Source organism: Pseudomonas fluorescens (genome assembly GCF_902497875.1).
Taxonomy (GTDB): Bacteria; Pseudomonadota; Gammaproteobacteria; order Pseudomonadales; family Pseudomonadaceae; genus Aquipseudomonas; species Aquipseudomonas fluorescens_BR.
This window is the reverse complement of the sequence record NZ_CABVHY010000011.1, coordinates 80,392-98,548: the sequence shown is the minus strand read 5'-3', so window position 1 is coordinate 98,548 and position 18,157 is coordinate 80,392. Positions and strand designations below refer to the sequence as shown.

Below are 18,157 nucleotides of genomic sequence, written 5' to 3'. Positions count from 1 at the left end.
GGCCGATGCCCGGCCGCTCGGAATACAGGATGAGGCAAATGAGTCGGTACTTTGTGCAGGTTAAGTTATCTGGAAGCTATGCACTCGATTTCTACGCGCGCATCCAATGCAAGGCTTTTGACGGCAACCGCCGTGCGTGCAGGGAATGGTTTTTTGAAGTAAGACCCGTAAACGTCATTGAAGGCTGACCATTCGCTCATGTCGGCTAAAAATACAGTGCACTTTAGAATGTCTTTCATCTGATAGCCCGATTCTTCGGTGTATAGCTTAAGGTTGTCCATGGCTTGTTTGGTCTCTGGTACGATACCGCCCGGAACAAGGTTGTCTTCACCTGGAACGATGCCAAGTGAGCCAGACAGAAATAGTATTTTTCCCGCGCGTGCAGCGTCAGAAAACGGGTAACTTCCGTTGTCTCCGAAATCAAGGATCTCAGTATCTGGCGCTGTATCGGGTGGGTTGAAAAGGCTGCAGGAGGTTATCGCTGCGCAGATACTTATGATCATTAAAGTGTTTTTTACAGTTTTCATATGAGCATCCCCTGCTTGCATAGCGGTATTAAGTATGGAAGTTCTGACGGGATTATTTCCATGCCGAGGATGACTGGCAATAAACTTTATATTTCAAAAAAAACTTTGTTCGGGATTATTGCAATATGAGGGCCCGTTCTTTTAAAGGGGCTGAGTGGCTGCCAATACCGTTAAAGAATCGGCGCTCAACCTGCCCTTAAGCCGCTACCTCTTCCTTCGCCTCAACCCTATCCAGCAAGGCCACCACGGCACAGAGCGGGATGCTGTTGGCCGGTGTGCCATAACGCTCATGCAACCTACAGATAACTGATCCGTAGGCGCAGTGGGGACGCCCAGTCCGTGCCCGCGATGCTTTTTGAGAGGTCCATTCAGGCGTTCGCGTTCGACTGCCTCACCGGCAACTCCACCCGAAATGTTGTCCCCACACCGACTTCACTGCGCACTGAAATATCCCCGCGGTGCTTTTTCACGATGCCGTAGGACAGCGACAGGCCGAGTCCGGTCCCTTGTCCGACCGGTTTGGTAGTGAAGAACGGATCAAAGATTTTCTGTAAATTTTCCGGCGCAATACCTGAACCGGTATCGGCCACTTCCACCCAGACAGTATCCCCCACAACGCCATTGCGCAGGGTGATGGTGCCGCGTTCCGGCCCCATGGCCTGGGCGGCGTTGACAATCAGGTTCATGAACACCTGGTTGATTTGCGAGGGCAGGCATTCGACCTCAGGGACCACCACGTACTCCTTGATGACGTTGGCCTTGTACTTGAGCTCATTGGCCACGATATTCAGGGTTGATTCGATGCCCTGTTGCAGATTGGCCGACTGCCACTCCTGGTTGGAATCGACCCGGGAGAAGTCCTTCAAGTCTTTGACGATCTGCCCGACGCGGCCGATGCCCTCTTTGGACTCCTTGATCAACAGCGGGATATCTTCCTTGAGGAAATCCAGTTCGATCCGCTCCCGCAGGCTTTTCAGGTGGCCGAGGAGCTCTGGGGAGCCGATGGCCTCTTCGGCATCCTGATAGGCGTTGAGCATTTGCTGCAAGTTGTTGAAGTAGCCGTCCAGCGTGCCGAGGTTTGAAGAAATAAAGCCGGTGGGGTTGTTGATTTCATGGGCGACGCCGGCTGCCAACTGGCCCAGGGAGGCCAGCTTCTCCGATTGCATCAGCTGGTTTTCCAATAGTTTGCGTTCATCGGTTTCCCGCTGCAGGGCCGCGCTGGCCAGTCTGAATTCCCGGGTCCATTGCTCGACCATCTGTTCCAGATGGCTCATCTGTATCTGCGCTCGCTCAGTCATTTCCCACTTGGTGGTGAGGGTGTTGGCCATCTGCTGAACCTCGATATTATCGAAGGGTTTTTTCAGGATCAGCAGCCGGTCGTGGGCGTGCAAACGCTCCAGCAGCTCCTCCCAGGAGTAGTCGGAATAGGCGGTGCAGACCACGACTTGCAGGCGCGGGTCGGCATTCCACAAATGCTCGATGGTTTGCGCGCCGTCCCAACCCTCGGGCATACGCATGTCGACGAAGGCCAGCGCGTATGGCTGATTGCTGTCCAGGGCTTCACGGAGCTTGCTCAGTCCTTCCTGGCCGCCATAGGCCGAATCCAGCTCGAACGCCGTGCTCGCACGCTTGATCTCACTGCCGAACAACGCCGCTTCCATGTCGTCCAGGTCGACGTTTTGTTGCACCGCAGGGGTGAGGATCTTGCGAAAGTCATCATGGATCGACGGCGTGTCATCGATCAGCAGAATACGCCGGTTCGACAGGTTGTTCATGCTTGACCTCTGCGGTTATCAAGGGGATATGCAAGGTGAACAGCGCGCCTTTTCCCGGCCCGTCGCTGTAGGCGACGAGATGGCCGTTCATCTCGATGGCGGCGAGGGCACAGCTGTGCAGGCCGAAACCGTGACCTTCCTTGCGAGTGGTGAAACCGTGGGCAAAGATCCGCGTCATGTTTTCCGGCGCGATCCCCTCACCTTCATCCTTCACACTGACCTGTAAGGTCGCGTTGTCGACGACCTTCACCCCGAGGGTCATTTGTCGAGGTCGATCAGTGAGGTCGGACATCGCGTATTTAGCGTTGCTGATCAGATTGATCAGAATCAACAGCAGCCGGTGTTTATCGCCCATCACTCGCGGCACAGCGCTGTAGTCCTTGACCACCGTCACATGGTGCCGGGTCAGGGCACCGGAGTTCATGCGCAAGGCATCCTCGAGCAGGTCGCTGACGTGCAGCGGCTCCACCAGACTGGAGGCGCCGGCATAGGACTGCTGGGTGGCGACGATGTCCTTGATGTGGTCGACGCTTTTACTCAATTGTGCCAGTTCGTCAGTGATGCTCAATTGCTCAATGGCGATGGCCTCGACCAACTGGTTCAGGTAGCCCGGCAGCAACTTGCCTTTTTCGTCCTGGGTGATGAATTCGCCGAGGTCGTGTGGGTGCGCGTTGATCAGCTGCATGGCTTTGCCCAACCCCAGCGCCTTGCTGGTGCGCAGCTTGCGGGTGACCAGGTCGGCAGAAATGTTCACACTGTTGAGCACATTCCCGACATTATGCAAGACGTTGGTTGCGATCTCGGCCATCCCGGCCTGGCGCGCGGTATCCAGTAGTTCACTCTGGGTGTCCTTGAGTTCGCGGGTGCGTTCTTCGACGCGTTGTTCAAGGCCTTCATTGGCTGCGTGCAACGCCTTGTTGACGCGGTTGATCTCCGTAAAACTGCGAATCAGCCGACTGGCCAGGTACAACAGCAAGGCCACCAGCAGGGACGAGAACACCAGCAGGGAAAAATGATACTTCTGCTCGATGGCCTCGGCCTGTTGCTGTTCTCTATTAAGCAGGTTGGTGATGTCGTCCAGGCGCTCGGCTACCGGAATCGCGGCAATCTGCTCCAGCAAGCCGTTGACCACCGGTTGTTCGCGCAGCACCAGGGCGATGTGATTGCTGAGAATCTCCACCGGGCTGTGGAACTCCTGCGGTAGACGCTCCTTGTTCACCGCCAGTTTGTTGAGGCCTACCAGGATGTCGGCGGCTCTGTCGTCGGAAGTGACTTGTGCAAACTCAAGGCTGCTGAGCATCAGGTCGTAAGTGTCGGTGGCGACGTTTTGCAGCTGCAGTTTGTCAGCGTCCTCGAGGCGGGCGAACTGGCCCTGGATATCGTCTTCGGCGCTCGGCAGGAATGCCAGGGAGTTACGCAACACCGCGTTGTGGGATTTGAACTGCTCAACCAGCCGGGTCTTTTCCTTGATCGCATCCAGGTAGGCGTCATGACTGGCCCGCCATTGCGGCGAGTCATCGCGGCCATGACCGGACTCCATCGTTTCGAACCTGGCCCAAAGGCTGGTCATTTCGGTCAGCGGCGAAACCAGGGGATCGTAGTTGTGGCTGATAGTGATCCTGGCCTTGAGGATTTCGGTTTCCCACCGCGCGTCCAATTGAATTATCTGACGGATCAAGTCCCGTGATTCGATATAGGTCGCGGTTTGATTGGTGTTGGATTTGAGGTAGAGAAACACCAGGGTTGAGGCAAGCAGTACGCTCATGCTCATGAGCAACACCTGGCTGAGGCGGCGGGAGTTTCTCATAACGGTTTACCTGCCCATTCACCGGTCAGGGTTTTGAGGAATTGAGTGATCAAGGCCTTGTCCTTTTCCGAGGGGATGCGTCCAAGTTGATACTTGAACATCACATCCACCGCATCCTCGAGTGTCCTGGCCGACCCATCGTGAAAATACGGTGCGGTCACCGCGACATTGCGCAGGCTGGGAACCTTGAACACATTGCGGTCCTCTTCATCCCTGGTCACCAGATAACGTCCCAGATCAGACTCGGTCGGGTTGCCCCGGGCCTGAAAGTAGTCGCCCATCACGCCGAACTTCTGGAACATGTTGCCGCCAATGTTCACTCCCTGATGGCAGGCGATGCAGCCGTATTCCTTGAAGCGTTGGTAACCGTATTTTTCATCCCGGGTGAGGATGTCGGTGTCGCCCAGCAGGTATTGGTCGAAGCGTGAATTACGGCTGAGCAGGGTGCGTTCGTAGGTCGCCAGTGCGTTCTGCATATTGGCTGCCGTTACGCCATCGGGGTACGCGGCAGCAAAGGTTGTGTGGTAGGTCGGATCGGCGGAAAGGGTCTGGACCACGTGCGGCCAGTTGCTGCCCATCTCGTTGGGGCTTTGCACGACTTCGTGGGATTGCGACTCCAGGGTATTGGCTCGACCGTTCCAGAACTGCCTGAAGTTCAGGCTGGCGTTCAATACACTGGGGGTATTGATCGTCAGGGGCTTGCCGTCGAAGCCAATGGAAAACCGTTTGTCATCGGCACCGCCTTTTTCCAGCAGATGGCAGCTGGCACAGGACACCCTGTTGTTGACGGATAAGCGTGTGTCGTTAAACAACTGCCGACCCAGTTCGACACGCCGGGGATCCTGATGAGGTACCGGTGGCAGTGGCTTTAGCGGCTCATTGAGTGGTTCGGCGCTCGCTGTCAGGCAAATCCCGAGTAACAGCGCGAAGAGCGGCAGGGTTGCGTGTGGCGACATCTAATGATTCCTTGACCGGGTGCCTGAGCATCGTGAAACCTGAAGATGCGTTGTGTGGGTCTACTCATCCGGCGGCGCACGCAATTGTGCTGTGGTCATGAGTTTGGCGAAGGCCTGAGCCTCTACGGCTTTGCTGAAGAAATATCCCTGGCCTTCCTCGCACTGATGAGCCTTGAGGAAGTCCAGCTGCTCGAGGGTTTCCACGCCTTCGGCAATGATGTTCAGGTTGAGGCTTTTACCCAGGCTGATAATGGCACTGACCAGCGCGGCGTCATTGCTGTCGGTGCTCAGGCCGCGAACAAAGGACTGGTCGATCTTCAATACATCGATGGGAAACCGCCGCAGGTAACTCAAGCTGGAGTAGCCGGTGCCGAAATCATCGATGGCCAGTCGTACCCCCAGTGCCTTGATGGTTCGCAGGGTTGCCACGGTGGCATCGACGTTTTGCATCAACACGCTTTCGGTGATTTCCAGTTCCAGCAACCTGGGATCGAAGCCGGTTTGTTCCAGTATCTGCACGATACCCTCGACAAACCCGCGCTGACGAAAATCGATCGCGGAAACGTTCACCGACATGCTGATCGGCGGCAACCCTGCGGCCTGCCAGGCGCAGGCTTGCCGGCAGGCTTCGCCCAATACCCATTTGCTCAACGGGACAATCAGGCCGCTGTCTTCGGCGACGCAAATGAAGTCCGACGGATAGACCCAGCCGTGTCCCGGTTTCAACCAGCGGATCAACGCTTCGGCACCCACCACTTTACCGGACTTGAGGTCGAGCTTGGGTTGGTAGTGGAGGACGAACTCCTTGCGCTCCAGGGCTTGGCGAATGCCGGACTCGATGCTTTGCTGTTCACGGGCGCGCTGATTCATGTCGTCGATGAAGAAGCCGAAATCATTCGGCGCACTTTCCTTGACGTTGCGCATGGCGGTTTCGGCTTTCTTGATCAACGCCAGGGCATCGAAGCCATCGTCGGGATAAATGCTGATACCCAGGCTCGCGGTCACGCTCAGGTCATGCCCGGCGATGTGCTGCGGGGTACTCACCGCGCTCAGGAGTTTTTCGGCGATGCCTTTGGTCTGCTGGGGGTGATGGACATCGGCGAGGATTACCACGAACTCGTCGGAACCGTAGCGAAACACCGAATCGGATTCACGCACCGTCGCCACCAGGCGCCGCCCGACCTGTTTGAGCATTTCATCGCCAATCGGATGGCCGAGCGCGTTGTTGATACGCTTGAAGCGATCGAGCCCCAGAAACATCACTGCCAACTGTTTGTCATGACGCCGGGAAAGCGCGAGGGACTGGGTCAGCCGGTCACCGAGCAGGGTGCTGTTGGGCAATTCGGTGAGCACGTCGTACTGCAACAGGTGAGAGACCTTGAGCAATTCCTGGACGCGGTCCTCGATGGTTCGCTCCAGGCTGTGCATTTTTATCGCCGCATCCTGAGCCATCTGCCATTTCCAGGTCATGGCGCTGGCCATCTGCAGTATTTCCAGACTGTCGAAGGGCTTTTTCAGCACCAGCAGCTGGTCGCTGAACTCCAGGCGTTCGGCCATCGCTTCCCAGGAGTAGTCGGAGTACGCCGTGCACAGCGCGATCTGCAGGCGAGGGTCGGCCTTCCACAAGTGTTCGATGGTTTCCAGTCCATCCCAGCCTGGCGGCATGCGCATGTCGGTGAAGGCCATGGCGTAAGGCCGGCCTTCGGCCTGGGCACGCTTGACCAGTTCCAGGGCTTCCTGGCCCTGGTAGGCCGAATCCAGCTTATAGGTCGGCCGCGCGGGCTGCAGAGTGCCGAACAGCACCTCTTCGGTACTGGCCAGCGTCTGCACAGTGGCAGGTTCGGGGTTGAGGATCTTGCGGAAGTCCTCATGGATCGAGGGCGTGTCGTCAATGATCAGAATGCGCCGGTTGGTAAGGGCAAAAGCTGGCTTCATCGCGAAACCCCCGGTGGACAGTCCGCGCCCTCGACCCAGGGACTGGCGGCGTCAGCAGCGGGTGTTGGCACGATGCTGCCGGCCATCAACAGCTGCGCGGCCTGCTGGCCGCTGACGGCTTTGCTGAAGTAGTAACCCTGAGCATTCATCGGTGAACCGGTGGACATCAGCGAGCTTCGTTGCTCCTGGGTTTCGACACCTTCGGCGATAATGCCGATGCCGACATCGCGGGCGAAATTGATGATGGCGCGCAAGGTGGTGGCGCTGGCCGGATCGCGCGTGGCGCTGTCGATGAACGCCTGGGCGATTTTCAAGTGATTGACCTGGTAGGTCTTGAGGTAGTCGAACGACGAGTACTCGGTGCCGAAATCGTCAATGGCGATCTTCACCCCCAGTTCGCGCAGGCGTGGCAGCACATCGTTGTGGGTCCATTTGGTCTGGGCCAGGGTCGCTTCGGTGACGTCAAAGCGCAGATCCCAAGGGCACAGATTCCAGCGGGCAGTGGTCCTGAGAACGTCATAGATCAATTCCGGGCCGCTTTTGAGCTGGGCCAGGGAGAGCTTGATCGCGATCAGCGGGGGAGCCATGTCCAGGTCGCGCCATTGGCGCATTTGCTGGCAGGCCTTATCCAGAAGCCAATGTCCAAGGGCAATGATGGTTCCGGTTTTTTCCGCGGCAGGCAGGAACACATCAGCTTCGAGCAGCCCACGCTCGGGGTGATTCCAGCGCACCTGGGCTTCCATGCCGAGGATTTTTCCCGAGCCCAGATCGACTTCAGGCAAATAGTGCAATTCGAGCTCGTCCTGTTCGATTGCCTGTTTCAAGTCGTTGGCCAGGGTAATCCGTTCAACCACCTCCTGATTGATCTCCTCGGAGTGGAAGTGGTACTGGTTGCGACCCTTTTCCTTGGAGCGGTACAGCGCCATATCGGCCTGGATCAGCAGGTCGTCGGCGCTGCCGGTAGAGGGCGTATAGGTGCTGATCCCGATACTGACCGAGACCCGAACGTCGTTGCCGTTGAGTGAATAGGGCAAGACCAACTCATCGCGGACCTTCGCGGCCAAGGCCGCGGAGTGGGTCGGATCGGTCACGTCCAATTGCAGTATTGCAAACTCGTCGCCACCCAGGCGCGCCACCACATCGTTTTCGCGCACGCAGGCCTTGATGCGCCGGGAGACTTCTTGCAACAACAGATCCCCCACGGGGTGGCCAAGCGTGTCGTTGATCCGTTTGAAGTGATCCAGATCCAGATAGAACATCGCAAAGGGGGTTGCGCCGCGTAGGGCCGCGGCGAACGCCTGATGCAGGCGCTCGATCAGGGTGGCGCGGTTGACCAGGCCGGTCAGTCCGTCGGTGCGCGCCAGCAGGAAGATTTTCTCCTCGGCTATCTTGCGTTCGGTGATGTCGATGATGATCCCTTCGACCTCCAGCAACCGACCCTCGGCATCACGCACCGGGATATAGCGGTTTTCGACCCAGCGCCAGCCACCGTCTCCGGTACGCATGCGGAACTCGATGGACGCGCCTGCGGCATGCCGGTCCAGGACCCGGGCCATGGCAGCGTCGATCTTCCGCTGGTCATCGATATGCACCAGTTCCCTGGCCCAGTTGGCCGACGCCACCAGGTCGGCCGCCACGTGACCGAACTTGGTGATGTTGTGGGAGATGTACATCAACGGAAACGAAGGCTCACCGCGCAGGCGATAAAGGATGGTCGGACTGTTCTGCACGATGATATTGGCATCGGACAGTTCCCGGGTGCGCTCCTCGACCGCCTGTTCGAGCAGGTTCATTTTCAGCGCGGCGTCTTCGGTCATCTGCCATTTGGCCGTCAATGCACTGGCCATCTGGCGAATTTCGATCGCATCGAAGGGTTTTTTCAGAATCAGTAACCGGTCACCGAGGTCCAGGCGCTCGGCGATGTCATCCCAGGAGTAGTCGGAATACGCCGTGCAGAGCGCGACTTGCAGCCTGGGGTCGACCTGCCAGAGCCGCTCGATGGTTTCCAGCCCGTCCCACCCCGGCGGCATGCGCATATCGATGAAGGCCATGGCGTACGGTGCATCGCTGGCCAGTGCCAACTCGACCTTGACCAGCGCTTCGAGACCCTGAAAGGCCGAATCGAGGACAAAGCTCTGCAGGGAAACCGCCACCGGGGAGCCAAACAAGGCCTCTTCGGCGCTGTTCAGTTCATCCTCATCAAGCGCTGGCGGGCTGAGGATCTTCCCAAAGTCCTGGTGAATCGAAGCGGTGTCATCGACGATCAGGATTCGTCGGTTTGCCCGCTCCTGCGATGCTTTCATCGGTGCATACCGAGGAAAACGGCCGTCATGGACGTTGAATTCATATGGCATCCCTTCCTGAGTGTGAATCACGCAAACGCGGGTACTGGGTCCGCGCAGCTTGAGCATAGCCCGGCACTCGACGGTTCGCCGAGTGCTTGACGTCAAATCGCCATCGAACAGTGAAATCGTCTAATCTGTCGTTCAGGCTCAAGGAGTACCAGATGTTTCCTTGATTTCGCCGGAAGAATCAATGTCCCAGTGTGAGATGAGGTAGTGCCATGGATGAGCAACCTGCGATGATTTGCGACTATAGACCCAAGGTGCTGCTCGTCGACGATGAAGAATCGATCCTCAACAGCCTGCGCCGCTTGCTGCGCAGCCAGCCCTACGACGTACTGTTGGCCAATAGTGGCGCACAGGCCCTGGAGATCATGGCGCAGCAGTCGATTGACCTGGTCATGACTGATGCGCGCATGGCGGGTATGGATGGCGCCACCTTGCTGGCGGAAATTCATCAGCGTCATCCCTCGACCACGCGTATTTTGCTGACCGGCTACGCCGATCTGGCGATGATCATCAAAGCGATCAACGAAGGCCAGATCCATCGTTATATCAGCAAACCCTGGAACGACGAAGAAATGCTGCTGACGTTGCGCCAGTCCCTGGCCCATCAGCATTCCGAGCGCGAACGCCAGCGTCTTGAGCAATTGACCCGGCAGCAGAACGATCAACTGAAACTGCTCAATACCACGCTGGAGAAGCGCGTCGTCGCCCGCACCGCAGAACTGCAGCAAACAGCCGACATGCTCGACCTGGCCTACGAAGAGCTCAAGCACAGTTATGTCACGGGCACTGAGGTGTTTTCGCTGTTGGCCAATCTGCGCCTGCCAAAGGCCAAGCAGACCAATCGGCAGATCATCGAACTGGTGCGCGTCTACTGCCAATCCCATGACCTGGACGAGGCCAGCAGTCGCGATCTGACCATGGCCGCGGCACTCTATAACATCGGCAAGCTGAGCTGGAGCGACAGCATGATGACTGCGCCTGCCGACTTGCTCTACCACACGGATCGAGAGCGCTACCGAGGCTATCCCAAGCAAAGCGAATCGCTGCTGATGACCCTGGAACCCATGAAGGATGCGGCTCGCTTGATCCTCCATCATCAGGAGCGCTGGGATGGCAGCGGGTTTCCCGATCACCTCAAGGGCGAGGCGATTCCTTTGGGTTCGCGGCTGCTGAAACTCGCGGTGGACTTTATCGAATTGCAGCGCGGGCTGATCCTCGAGCGGCAGATGAACAGCGATGAAGCGCTGGTGTTCATCCGCAAGTACGCCGGCAAGCTTTACGATCCGGAAATGGTGGAGGACTTCGTTCAAGTCTGCGCCGCCTACCTGAGCGATGTGACGGTCGGCGATCCATTGGTCAAGGTGCTGGGCACCCACGATCTGGCGCCAGGAATGGTGCTGGCGCGCAATCTCAACGCCGATAACGGCATGTTACTACTCAATGCCGGCAAGGCATTGAACGGGCCATTGGTGGATAAGTTGATTGCCTTTGAAGCGATGGAGGGCGCCAAGTACAGCGTTTTTGTGAAAGTGCCGCAGGAGGTGGAGCTTCTGGAATCGGCAGTCTAAAAAATGACAACGACGGGGGGCGTGTGAAGCATGTGCACGATCCCTCAATTGCCGACGAACGGAAACTCATGGGATCCTTGCGCCTTTGCATTCAAGGCCATTTTCCCTCCATGACTTTTCCATCAGCCGCACCCAGCTCCTCCATCCTCCGCATCGCCGCCGGGCTGTTGATCGGCCCGGACGGTCGAACCCTGCTGGTGCGTAAACGCGGCACCCAGGCCTTCATGCAGCCCGGTGGCAAGATCGAAGCCCATGAACAACCGGTCGTGGCGCTGGCTCGTGAGCTGGAAGAAGAACTTGGCTTGCGTATCGATATCACTCAAGCGAACTATCTTGGAATTTTCTCGGCCCCGGCCGCCAACGAACCGGGGTTTTTGGTGCAGGCCGAGTTGTTCCAGCTGAATATCGATTCCCAGGTGGCGCCGGCCGCGGAGATCGAAGAGGTGGTCTGGATCGACCCTGCCAGCGATGGCGGCCTGGTACTGGCGCCATTGACACGGGACCTGATCCTGCCGTTTTATCGAGCATCGCAACTAACGACGGCCTGATCTTCAAAAGACAAAGGACTGCTCGATGATACCCGTTCAAGATTTATTGCTGTTCGCCGCCGCCGCACTGCTGATGGTGCTGACGCCAGGGCCGAACATGATCTACCTGATATCCCGATCGATCTGCCAGGGTCGCAGGGCCGGCATCACTTCGTTGCTGGGAGTCGTGGCGGGTTTCTTCGTGCATATGTTCGCCGCTGCAGCGGGTTTGACGGCGGTATTTCTCGCCGTGCCCATGGCCTATGAAGTGCTGAAATGGGCCGGCGCGCTGTACCTGCTGTGGCTGGCCTGGCAGGCGCTGAAGCCTGGGGCGCGCTCGCCGTTCGAGGCTCAACAACTGCCGCCGGACTCCTCCCGGAAACTGATCCTGATGGGCTTTCTCACCAGTGCGCTGAACCCGAAAATCGCGGTGTTTTATCTGTCGGTGTTTCCGCAGTTCATCAACCCCGAACATGGCTCGGTGTTCACCCAGAGCATTCTCCTCGGCCTGACCCAGATCGGTGTGAGCTTTTCGGTCAACCTGCTGATCGCGCTGTTCGCCGCCGGGATCGCTGCGTGGTTCGTGCATAACCCGCTGTGGCTGGCGGTTCAGCGCTACTTCATGGGCTTTGTGCTGGCCGCGCTCGCGGTGCGTCTGATGCTTGAGCAACGTCGCAGTGCTTGATCGGGAAACAGCCCACATGCGCCATTTTTCATTGCCAGCGTGAAGACGCTATGACCATTCAACGCCTCACCTCGCAACACGCCAGCCAGTATCGGGCGCTGATGCTTGAAGCCTACGGTCTGCATCCCGAGGCGTTCACCTCCAGCGTCGCCGAGCGTGCGGCGATGCCGTTGACCTGGTGGGAGTCACGTCTGAGTGACCCGCTGGATCGGGTGCTCGGAGCGTTCGAGGGTGACAATCTGGTGGGCATCGCTGGACTGGCCTTCGAACCCCGCGAAAAAGCCCGGCACAAGGTCACGCTGTTTGGCCTGTATGTATCGGCCGGGTCTCGCCATGGAGGGCTGGGCTATCAACTGGTGCAAACCGCCCTCGCCGAAGCGCGGAGCCATAAAGGCTTGAAGCTGATCCAGCTGACCGTCACCGCCGGCAATGACGCGGCACTTGCCCTGTATCAACGCTGCGGTTTCGTGCAGTTCGGCCTGGAACCGCTGGCGGTGAGGGTGGGGGTGGAGTACCTCGACAAGATTCATATGTGGCGGGAATTGGGGTTGGAGTAACACGAGCTGCTGTGGGAGCCGGGCTTGCCCGCGAAGCAGGCGCTGCGGTTTACAGGTTCAGCACTTCCCCCGTAGCAGCTGCCGAAGGCTGCGTTCGGCTGCGGAGCAGTCGTAAATCCTGCTTGCACGGTTTGTCTGGAATACCGCGGCGCCTGATTTTACGACTGCTTCGCAGCCGAACGCAGCCTCGCAGGCTCGGCAGCTGCTACGGTTCGCGCAACGGTCAAGCCCCCTCGCCACAACTCTTCAGCGCACCGCACTCACCCCATCCAGGGTCGAGAACGAGGTGTCTTTGGCCGTCAGCAGGAAGTCGCGCATGTAGGGCGCATCCAGCATGTCGGCGCGAATCCCGGCGTACAGTGTCGCAAACAAGCCTTTCTCGCCCAGGCGCTTGGCCTTCACGTATCCCCGTGAACTGTATTCATGCAGCGCCCAGTGGGGCATGCCGCATACGCCACGGCCGCTGGCCACCAGTTGCATCATCATGACCGTCAGTTCCGAGGTGCGCACTTGCGCCGGTTCGATGTCCGCTGGTTCCAGGAAGCGCGTGAAGATGTCCAGCCGATCCCGTTCCACCGGATAAGTGATCAGGGTTTCGCTGAGCAAATCTTCCGGCACGATGTACGGCTTGCCCGCCAGTCGATGCTGATTGGCCACCGCGAGCATCGCTTCGTAAGTGAACAGCGGCACGTAAGTAATGCCCGCCAGCTCCAGCGGATCGGAGGTCACCACCAGATCCAGATCGCCACGGGCCAGGGCCGGCAGCGGGGCGAAGGAGAATCCCGAGGCCAGGTCCAGCTCGACCTCCGGCCAGGCATCGCGGAACTGGTCGATGGTGGGCATCAGCCATTGGAAGCAGCTGTGGCATTCGATGGCCATGTGCAGACGTCCGGCGGTGCCGCCGGCCAACCGCGCGATATCCCGCTCGGCACCGCGCAGCAGCGGCAGGGTGGCGTCGGCCAGCTGTAACAGACGCAGCCCGGCGCTGGTAAAACGCACCGGTTTGCTCTTGCGCACGAACAGTTGCATACCCATGCGCTCCTCCAGTTCCTTGAACTGGTGGGACAGCGCGGATTGGGTCAGGTGCAAGCGCTCGGCGGCTTCCACCAAGCTGTCTGCTTCGCGCAAGGCGTGCAGGGTCTTCAGGTGACGGATTTCCAGCACCGGGGCCTCCATGAGGAAAACTTGTGATCAACACGAAAAGGTTGAGTTTGTCTCATGTAGCCCGGAGTGTCGACAATAGCGCCATCTTTTATGGAGGAATGTCGTCATGGCCCTGGCCCACAATCTTGGTTTCCCGCGTATCGGCGCCGACCGCGAACTTAAAAAAGCCCTCGAGTCCTACTGGAAAGGCGACCTTGACCAGAGCGCCCTGCAAGCTGTGGGTCGTGAGTTGCGGGCCAGACACTGGCAGCTGCAAAAAGACGCAGGCATCGATTTGCTGCCGGTCGGCGATTTCGCCTGGTACGACCAGGTGCTGAGCCACTCGTTGACCTTCGGGGTGATCCCCGAGCGTTTCGACAGTGCCCGGGATGCCCGTGGATTGCCGACTCTCGACACGCTGTTCGCGATGGCTCGCGGCGCCACTGCCAGCTGCTGCGGCGGCGAGCATGCCAAGGCGCAATACGCTCAGGAACTGACCAAGTGGTTCGACACCAACTATCACTACCTGGTCCCGGAATTCAGCGTTGATCAGCAATTCAAACTGAGCTGGGAACAGCTATTCGAGGAGGTCGACGAAGCGCTGGCGCTGGGTCACAAGGTCAAGCCGGTGATCATCGGTCCGCTGACCTACTTGTGGCTGGGCAAGGCCAAGGGTAACGACTTCGACAAACTCGAGCTGTTGGAACGCTTGCTGCCGATCTACGGCGAAATCCTCGGTCGCCTCGCGGCACAGGGCGTGGAATGGGTGCAGATCGACGAGCCGATCCTCAGCCTCGACCTGCCCCAGGAATGGAAAAACGCCTTCGAGCGCGCTTACCATATCCTGCAATATTCGCCGCTGAAGAAGCTCGTGGCGACCTACTTCGGTGGCCTGGAGGACAACCTCGGGCTGGCCGTCGGCCTGCCGGTGGATGGCTTGCACATCGACGCGGTGCGCGCACCGGAACAGCTGGCCGCGGTACTCGACCGCCTGCCAACCTACAAAGTACTTTCGGTAGGCCTGGTCAACGGCCGCAACGTCTGGCGCTGCGAACTGGAACAGGCGCTGGAACAACTGAAAACTGCGCAAGAGCGCTTCGGCGACAACCTCTGGGTCGCCGGTTCCTGCTCGCTGCTGCACAGCCCGGTGGACCTGGGCCGCGAAGACAAGCTCGATGCTGAACTGAAAAGCTGGCTGGCCTTTGCCGTGCAAAAGTGTGGCGAAATCGCCGTGTTGCGTGATGCCTTGAACAACCCACAAGCGGCGAACGTGCAAACCGCACTGGCTGAAAGCCGCGCCGTACAGGCCAGCCGCAACCAGTCGCCGCGGATTCACAAAGCCGATGTCCAGGCACGCCTCGTCGCCATCAGCGCCGCCGACAGCCAGCGCCAATCGGCGTTCGCCCAGCGCATCGAGGTGCAACGCGCTCGTCTGCAACTGCCGGCGTTCCCGACCACCACTATCGGTTCGTTCCCGCAGACTGCGTCGATTCGCCTGGCGCGTCAGGCCTTCAAACAGGGCAAGCTGTCGGCCAACGACTACACCGACGCCATGCACAGCGAGATCCGCCACGCCGTGCAAATCCAGGAACGCCTGGGGCTGGACGTGCTGGTCCATGGTGAAGCCGAGCGTAACGACATGGTCGAGTACTTCGCCGAGCAACTCGATGGTTACCTCTTCACCCGTTTCGGCTGGGTCCAGAGCTACGGTTCGCGTTGCGTGAAGCCGGCGATTATCTTCGGCGACCTGAGCCGTCCGAACGCCATGACCGTGGACTGGATTCAGTACGCCCAGAGCCTGACCGACAAGGTCATGAAAGGCATGCTGACCGGCCCGGTAACCATGCTGATGTGGTCCTTCCCGCGTGAAGACGTGTCGCGAAAAGTCCAGGCGCAACAACTCGCGCTGGCCTTGCGCGATGAAGTGGTCGACCTGGAGCAGGCCGGAATCAAGATCGTCCAGATCGACGAAGCGGCTTTCCGCGAAGGCTTGCCACTGCGCCGCGCGCAATGGCAGGAGTACCTGGACTGGGCGGTGGAAGCGTTCCGCCTGACCGCGTCCGGGGTGCGTGACGAAACCCAGATCCACACCCACATGTGCTACAGCGAGTTCAACGACGTGATCAAGTCCATCGCGGCCATGGACGCCGATGTGATCACCATCGAAACCTCGCGTTCGGACATGGAATTGCTCGAGGCTTTCGAAGCGTTCGATTACCCGAACGACATCGGCCCGGGGGTCTACGACATCCACTCGCCACGGGTGCCGGGCACCGCCGAGATGGTCAAGTTGATGACCAAGGCGGTCAAACGCATCCCCGCTGAACGGCTGTGGGTCAACCCCGACTGCGGCCTGAAAACCCGGGCCTGGCCGGAAACCGAGGCGGCCCTGGTGAATATGGTGGCGGCGGCGCGCCAGTTGAGGAGTCAGTTGGCGTAAAGCAGCCCGAACAACAAACCCGCCCCCTTCGAGAGAGGGGGGCGGGTTTTGTTTGGGGGCAACAGGAGGATTTGTATTGGCCGTGAGGCCGCTATCGCGAGCAGGCTCGCACACATGGGCTCTGCGTGATCGACACAGAACCTGTGGGAGCGAGCCTGCTCGCGATGAAGGAAAACGCGGTTCTGGCCTGCTCAGCCAAATTAGCGACCATTCGGCGATCTTCATCAAACTGTCACACAACTGTGGCAGCGCGCTTGCTCAAAGTTCATCAGACTCGCGCTCTACTGGGGTTCTGCGTTTCGGTGTTTCTTCATGCATGCATTGTTTTTTCAAACGGCGTTTTTGTTGCTCTCGCTGGTGTTCGGCTCGGCGTCTTTTGCGGCGTCTCGATGCGATGTCGATGTGCCAACCCAACGGGTCGAGCTGAATCAGGTCAGCCTGGCCTACCAGAGCATCGGCCGTGCCTCGGACCCAGCGTTACTGCTGGTGATGGGCCTGGGCGGGCAGTTGATTCATTGGCCGGATGAGGTGGTGGTCGCGTTGTGTCAGCAGGGGTTTCGGGTAATCCGCTATGACAATCGGGATGTCGGGCTCTCCAGCTGGCGTCAGGCACCCGTCGACGCCAACCTGACCTTTGAGGTGTTGCGCTATAAGCTCGGCTTGCCAGTGTCGGCGCCGTACACCCTGACTGACATGGCCGATGATGCCCTGGGCCTGATGGATGCCTTGCAGGTGCAGCAGTTTCACGTGCTGGGCGCAAGCATGGGCGGGATGATTGCCCAGCACATGGCGGCCATGGCGCCGCAACGGGTGGAAAGCCTGACGCTGATCATGACCAGTTCCGGCGCAGAGGGCTTGCCCGCGCCCAACGCGGCATTGGTGCAATTGCTCTCACGGCGCAGTGCACCGAATCGCGAGGTGGCGCTTGAACAGCAGGCGGATCTGCTGGCGGCGCTGGGCAGCCCGCAGGTGGTGGATGATCGCCAGGAACTGCTGCAGCAGGCGCAGGTTTCCTATGACCGGGCATTCAACCCCGAGGGCGTGAAGCGTCAGATCATGGCGATCCTCGCCGAACCGAGCCGGGTGACGCTGCTCAATCAATTGCGGGTGCCGACCCTGGTGGTGCATGGCACCGCCGACCCGCTGTTGCCGGTGATGCATGGCGTGCATCTGGCGGCGCATATCCAGGGCAGCCAGTTGAAGCTGATTCCGGGCCTGGCCCATCGCTTTCAGGAGGCGTTCAAGGCGCCGTTGCTGGGGGCGGTGTTGCCGTACCTGCAGAGCCATCGCGAGGATACTTCGCATTGGGCGCAGATTGATCCGGTTGTTGCGCCGAATATGTTGTGAGGCCTGGCGGGCACTTTGTGGCGAGGGAGCTTGTCGGAACGCCGCACCGCCCCGCTGGGGCGCGCAGCGGCCCTAAAACCTGCAATCCCATTTCTTAAGGCGCACCGCATTCCACGGTTTTACGACTGCTGCGCCCGAGCGCGGACCGGCCGGCGGGAGCAAGCTCCCTCGCCACTGGGGGATTGCGGAGCGGCCAGGTCAGGCGTGCAACCGCACCCAAACCGTCACCAACACCGTCGCCGCCATCAACCACGCCACGGTGGCAACCGCCAACGATAGCTCCAGACGCAAACGATCGACCATCACATACAAGGTCGCCAGGTAAACGAAGTAGGGAATGATCGACCACATGCCAAACACGATGGTGGTCTTCAGGTCGTCCAGCGAGCGACCCTTGCCGACGATGTAGTGGGCGATCAGCGCAAAGGTCGGAAACAGCGGCACCAGCCCGGCGATGTAATAGTTTCTGGTTTTCGCCAGGGCGGCCAGAATGACCACCACGGCGGCGCCCAATGCAGCTTTCAACAATAAATCCACAG

General features: G+C 59.2%; 14 protein-coding genes. 6 read left to right on the top strand and 8 right to left on the bottom strand.

Features of this window, described 5'->3' with window-relative positions:
• Nucleotides 1-65: 65 nt before the first annotated feature.
• The 6 genes from F8N85_RS13030 to F8N85_RS13005 form a co-directional block, all read right to left on the bottom strand.
• A complete protein-coding gene (locus tag F8N85_RS13030) occupies nt 66-527 on the bottom strand; it encodes a Rid family detoxifying hydrolase (RefSeq protein WP_224795681.1) in 462 nt (153 codons plus the stop codon).
• 368 nt (nt 528-895) lie between these two features.
• Nucleotides 896-2,302 carry an ATP-binding protein gene (locus F8N85_RS13025; RefSeq protein WP_150804009.1) on the bottom strand — a complete coding sequence of 469 codons (1,407 nt, stop codon included), beginning with the start codon at nt 2,300-2,302 and terminating at the stop codon, nt 896-898.
• Entirely contained in the window at nt 2,262-4,109 is a 1,848-nt protein-coding gene (locus tag F8N85_RS13020; RefSeq protein ID WP_150804008.1) for a DAHL domain-containing protein, read from the bottom strand. Before F8N85_RS13020 ends, F8N85_RS13025 begins: the two co-directional genes overlap by 41 nt.
• A complete protein-coding gene (locus F8N85_RS13015) occupies nt 4,106-5,065 on the bottom strand; it encodes a cytochrome-c peroxidase (protein ID WP_150804007.1) in 960 nt (319 codons plus the stop codon). The genes F8N85_RS13020 and F8N85_RS13015 overlap by 4 nt, the downstream gene beginning before the upstream one ends.
• Before the next feature lie 60 nt (nt 5,066-5,125).
• Nucleotides 5,126-7,000 (bottom strand): EAL domain-containing protein, encoded by a 1,875-nt coding sequence (locus tag F8N85_RS13010; RefSeq protein WP_150804006.1) that lies wholly within the window; start codon nt 6,998-7,000, stop codon nt 5,126-5,128.
• Nucleotides 6,997-9,303 carry a putative bifunctional diguanylate cyclase/phosphodiesterase gene (locus tag F8N85_RS13005; RefSeq protein ID WP_150804005.1) on the bottom strand — a complete coding sequence of 769 codons (2,307 nt, stop codon included), beginning with the start codon at nt 9,301-9,303 and terminating at the stop codon, nt 6,997-6,999. Before F8N85_RS13005 ends, F8N85_RS13010 begins: the two co-directional genes overlap by 4 nt.
• A 260-nt stretch (nt 9,304-9,563) precedes the next feature.
• On the opposite strand from F8N85_RS13005, the gene F8N85_RS13000 reads away from it, so the two are divergent.
• The 4 genes from F8N85_RS13000 to F8N85_RS12985 all read left to right on the top strand — a co-directional run bounded on the left by F8N85_RS13000 (nt 9,564) and on the right by F8N85_RS12985 (nt 12,688).
• Nucleotides 9,564-10,919: an HD domain-containing phosphohydrolase gene (locus F8N85_RS13000; RefSeq protein WP_150804004.1), complete on the top strand. Its 1,356-nt coding sequence runs from the start codon at nt 9,564-9,566 to the stop codon at nt 10,917-10,919.
• A gap of 110 nt (nt 10,920-11,029) precedes the next feature.
• On the top strand, nt 11,030-11,467 hold the full coding sequence (locus F8N85_RS12995; RefSeq protein WP_150804003.1) for an NUDIX hydrolase: 438 nt from the start codon (nt 11,030-11,032) through the stop codon (nt 11,465-11,467).
• Nucleotides 11,468-11,492: 25 nt separating this feature from the next.
• Complete coding sequence (locus F8N85_RS12990; protein WP_150804002.1) at nt 11,493-12,131, top strand: LysE family translocator; 639 nt, start codon at nt 11,493-11,495, stop codon at nt 12,129-12,131.
• Nucleotides 12,132-12,181: 50 nt separating this feature from the next.
• Complete coding sequence (locus F8N85_RS12985) at nt 12,182-12,688, top strand: GNAT family N-acetyltransferase (protein ID WP_150804001.1); 507 nt, start codon at nt 12,182-12,184, stop codon at nt 12,686-12,688.
• A 246-nt stretch (nt 12,689-12,934) separates the two neighbouring features.
• Here F8N85_RS12985 and metR read toward each other — a convergent pair whose 3' ends face one another.
• Nucleotides 12,935-13,852 carry a transcriptional regulator MetR gene (gene metR, locus F8N85_RS12980; RefSeq protein ID WP_150804097.1) on the bottom strand — a complete coding sequence of 306 codons (918 nt, stop codon included), beginning with the start codon at nt 13,850-13,852 and terminating at the stop codon, nt 12,935-12,937.
• Nucleotides 13,853-13,958: 106 nt separating this feature from the next.
• Between metR and metE the strand changes: the two genes are divergently transcribed.
• Nucleotides 13,959-16,271, top strand: a complete 2,313-nt coding sequence (metE, locus tag F8N85_RS12975; protein WP_150804000.1) for a 5-methyltetrahydropteroyltriglutamate--homocysteine S-methyltransferase — start codon at nt 13,959-13,961, stop codon at nt 16,269-16,271.
• A 312-nt stretch (nt 16,272-16,583) separates the two neighbouring features.
• Nucleotides 16,584-17,618, top strand: a complete 1,035-nt coding sequence (locus F8N85_RS12970) for an alpha/beta fold hydrolase (RefSeq protein WP_150803999.1) — start codon at nt 16,584-16,586, stop codon at nt 17,616-17,618.
• A 198-nt stretch (nt 17,619-17,816) separates the two neighbouring features.
• Here the strand turns inward: F8N85_RS12970 and F8N85_RS12965 are convergent, their stop codons facing one another.
• Nucleotides 17,817-18,146 (bottom strand): GlpM family protein, encoded by a 330-nt coding sequence (locus F8N85_RS12965; RefSeq protein WP_191636174.1) that lies wholly within the window; start codon nt 18,144-18,146, stop codon nt 17,817-17,819.
• Nucleotides 18,147-18,157: the final 11 nt, after the last annotated feature.

Coding starts and splice junctions, on each gene's coding strand:
- F8N85_RS13015 (WP_150804007.1), bottom strand. CDS start 5,065: ATGTCGCCACACGCAACCCTGCCGCTCTTCGCGCTGTTACTCGGGATT.
- F8N85_RS12985 (WP_150804001.1), top strand. CDS start 12,182: ATGACCATTCAACGCCTCACCTCGCAACACGCCAGCCAGTATCGGGCG.
- F8N85_RS13020 (WP_150804008.1), bottom strand. CDS start 4,109: ATGAGAAACTCCCGCCGCCTCAGCCAGGTGTTGCTCATGAGCATGAGC.
- F8N85_RS12970 (WP_150803999.1), top strand. CDS start 16,584: ATGCATGCATTGTTTTTTCAAACGGCGTTTTTGTTGCTCTCGCTGGTG.
- F8N85_RS13010 (WP_150804006.1), bottom strand. CDS start 7,000: ATGAAGCCAGCTTTTGCCCTTACCAACCGGCGCATTCTGATCATTGAC.
- F8N85_RS13025 (WP_150804009.1), bottom strand. CDS start 2,302: ATGAACAACCTGTCGAACCGGCGTATTCTGCTGATCGATGACACGCCG.
- F8N85_RS13000 (WP_150804004.1), top strand. CDS start 9,564: ATGGATGAGCAACCTGCGATGATTTGCGACTATAGACCCAAGGTGCTG.
- metE (WP_150804000.1), top strand. CDS start 13,959: ATGGCCCTGGCCCACAATCTTGGTTTCCCGCGTATCGGCGCCGACCGC.
- F8N85_RS13030 (WP_224795681.1), bottom strand. CDS start 527: ATGAAAACTGTAAAAAACACTTTAATGATCATAAGTATCTGCGCAGCG.
- F8N85_RS12995 (WP_150804003.1), top strand. CDS start 11,030: ATGACTTTTCCATCAGCCGCACCCAGCTCCTCCATCCTCCGCATCGCC.
- F8N85_RS13005 (WP_150804005.1), bottom strand. CDS start 9,303: ATGAAAGCATCGCAGGAGCGGGCAAACCGACGAATCCTGATCGTCGAT.
- F8N85_RS12990 (WP_150804002.1), top strand. CDS start 11,493: ATGATACCCGTTCAAGATTTATTGCTGTTCGCCGCCGCCGCACTGCTG.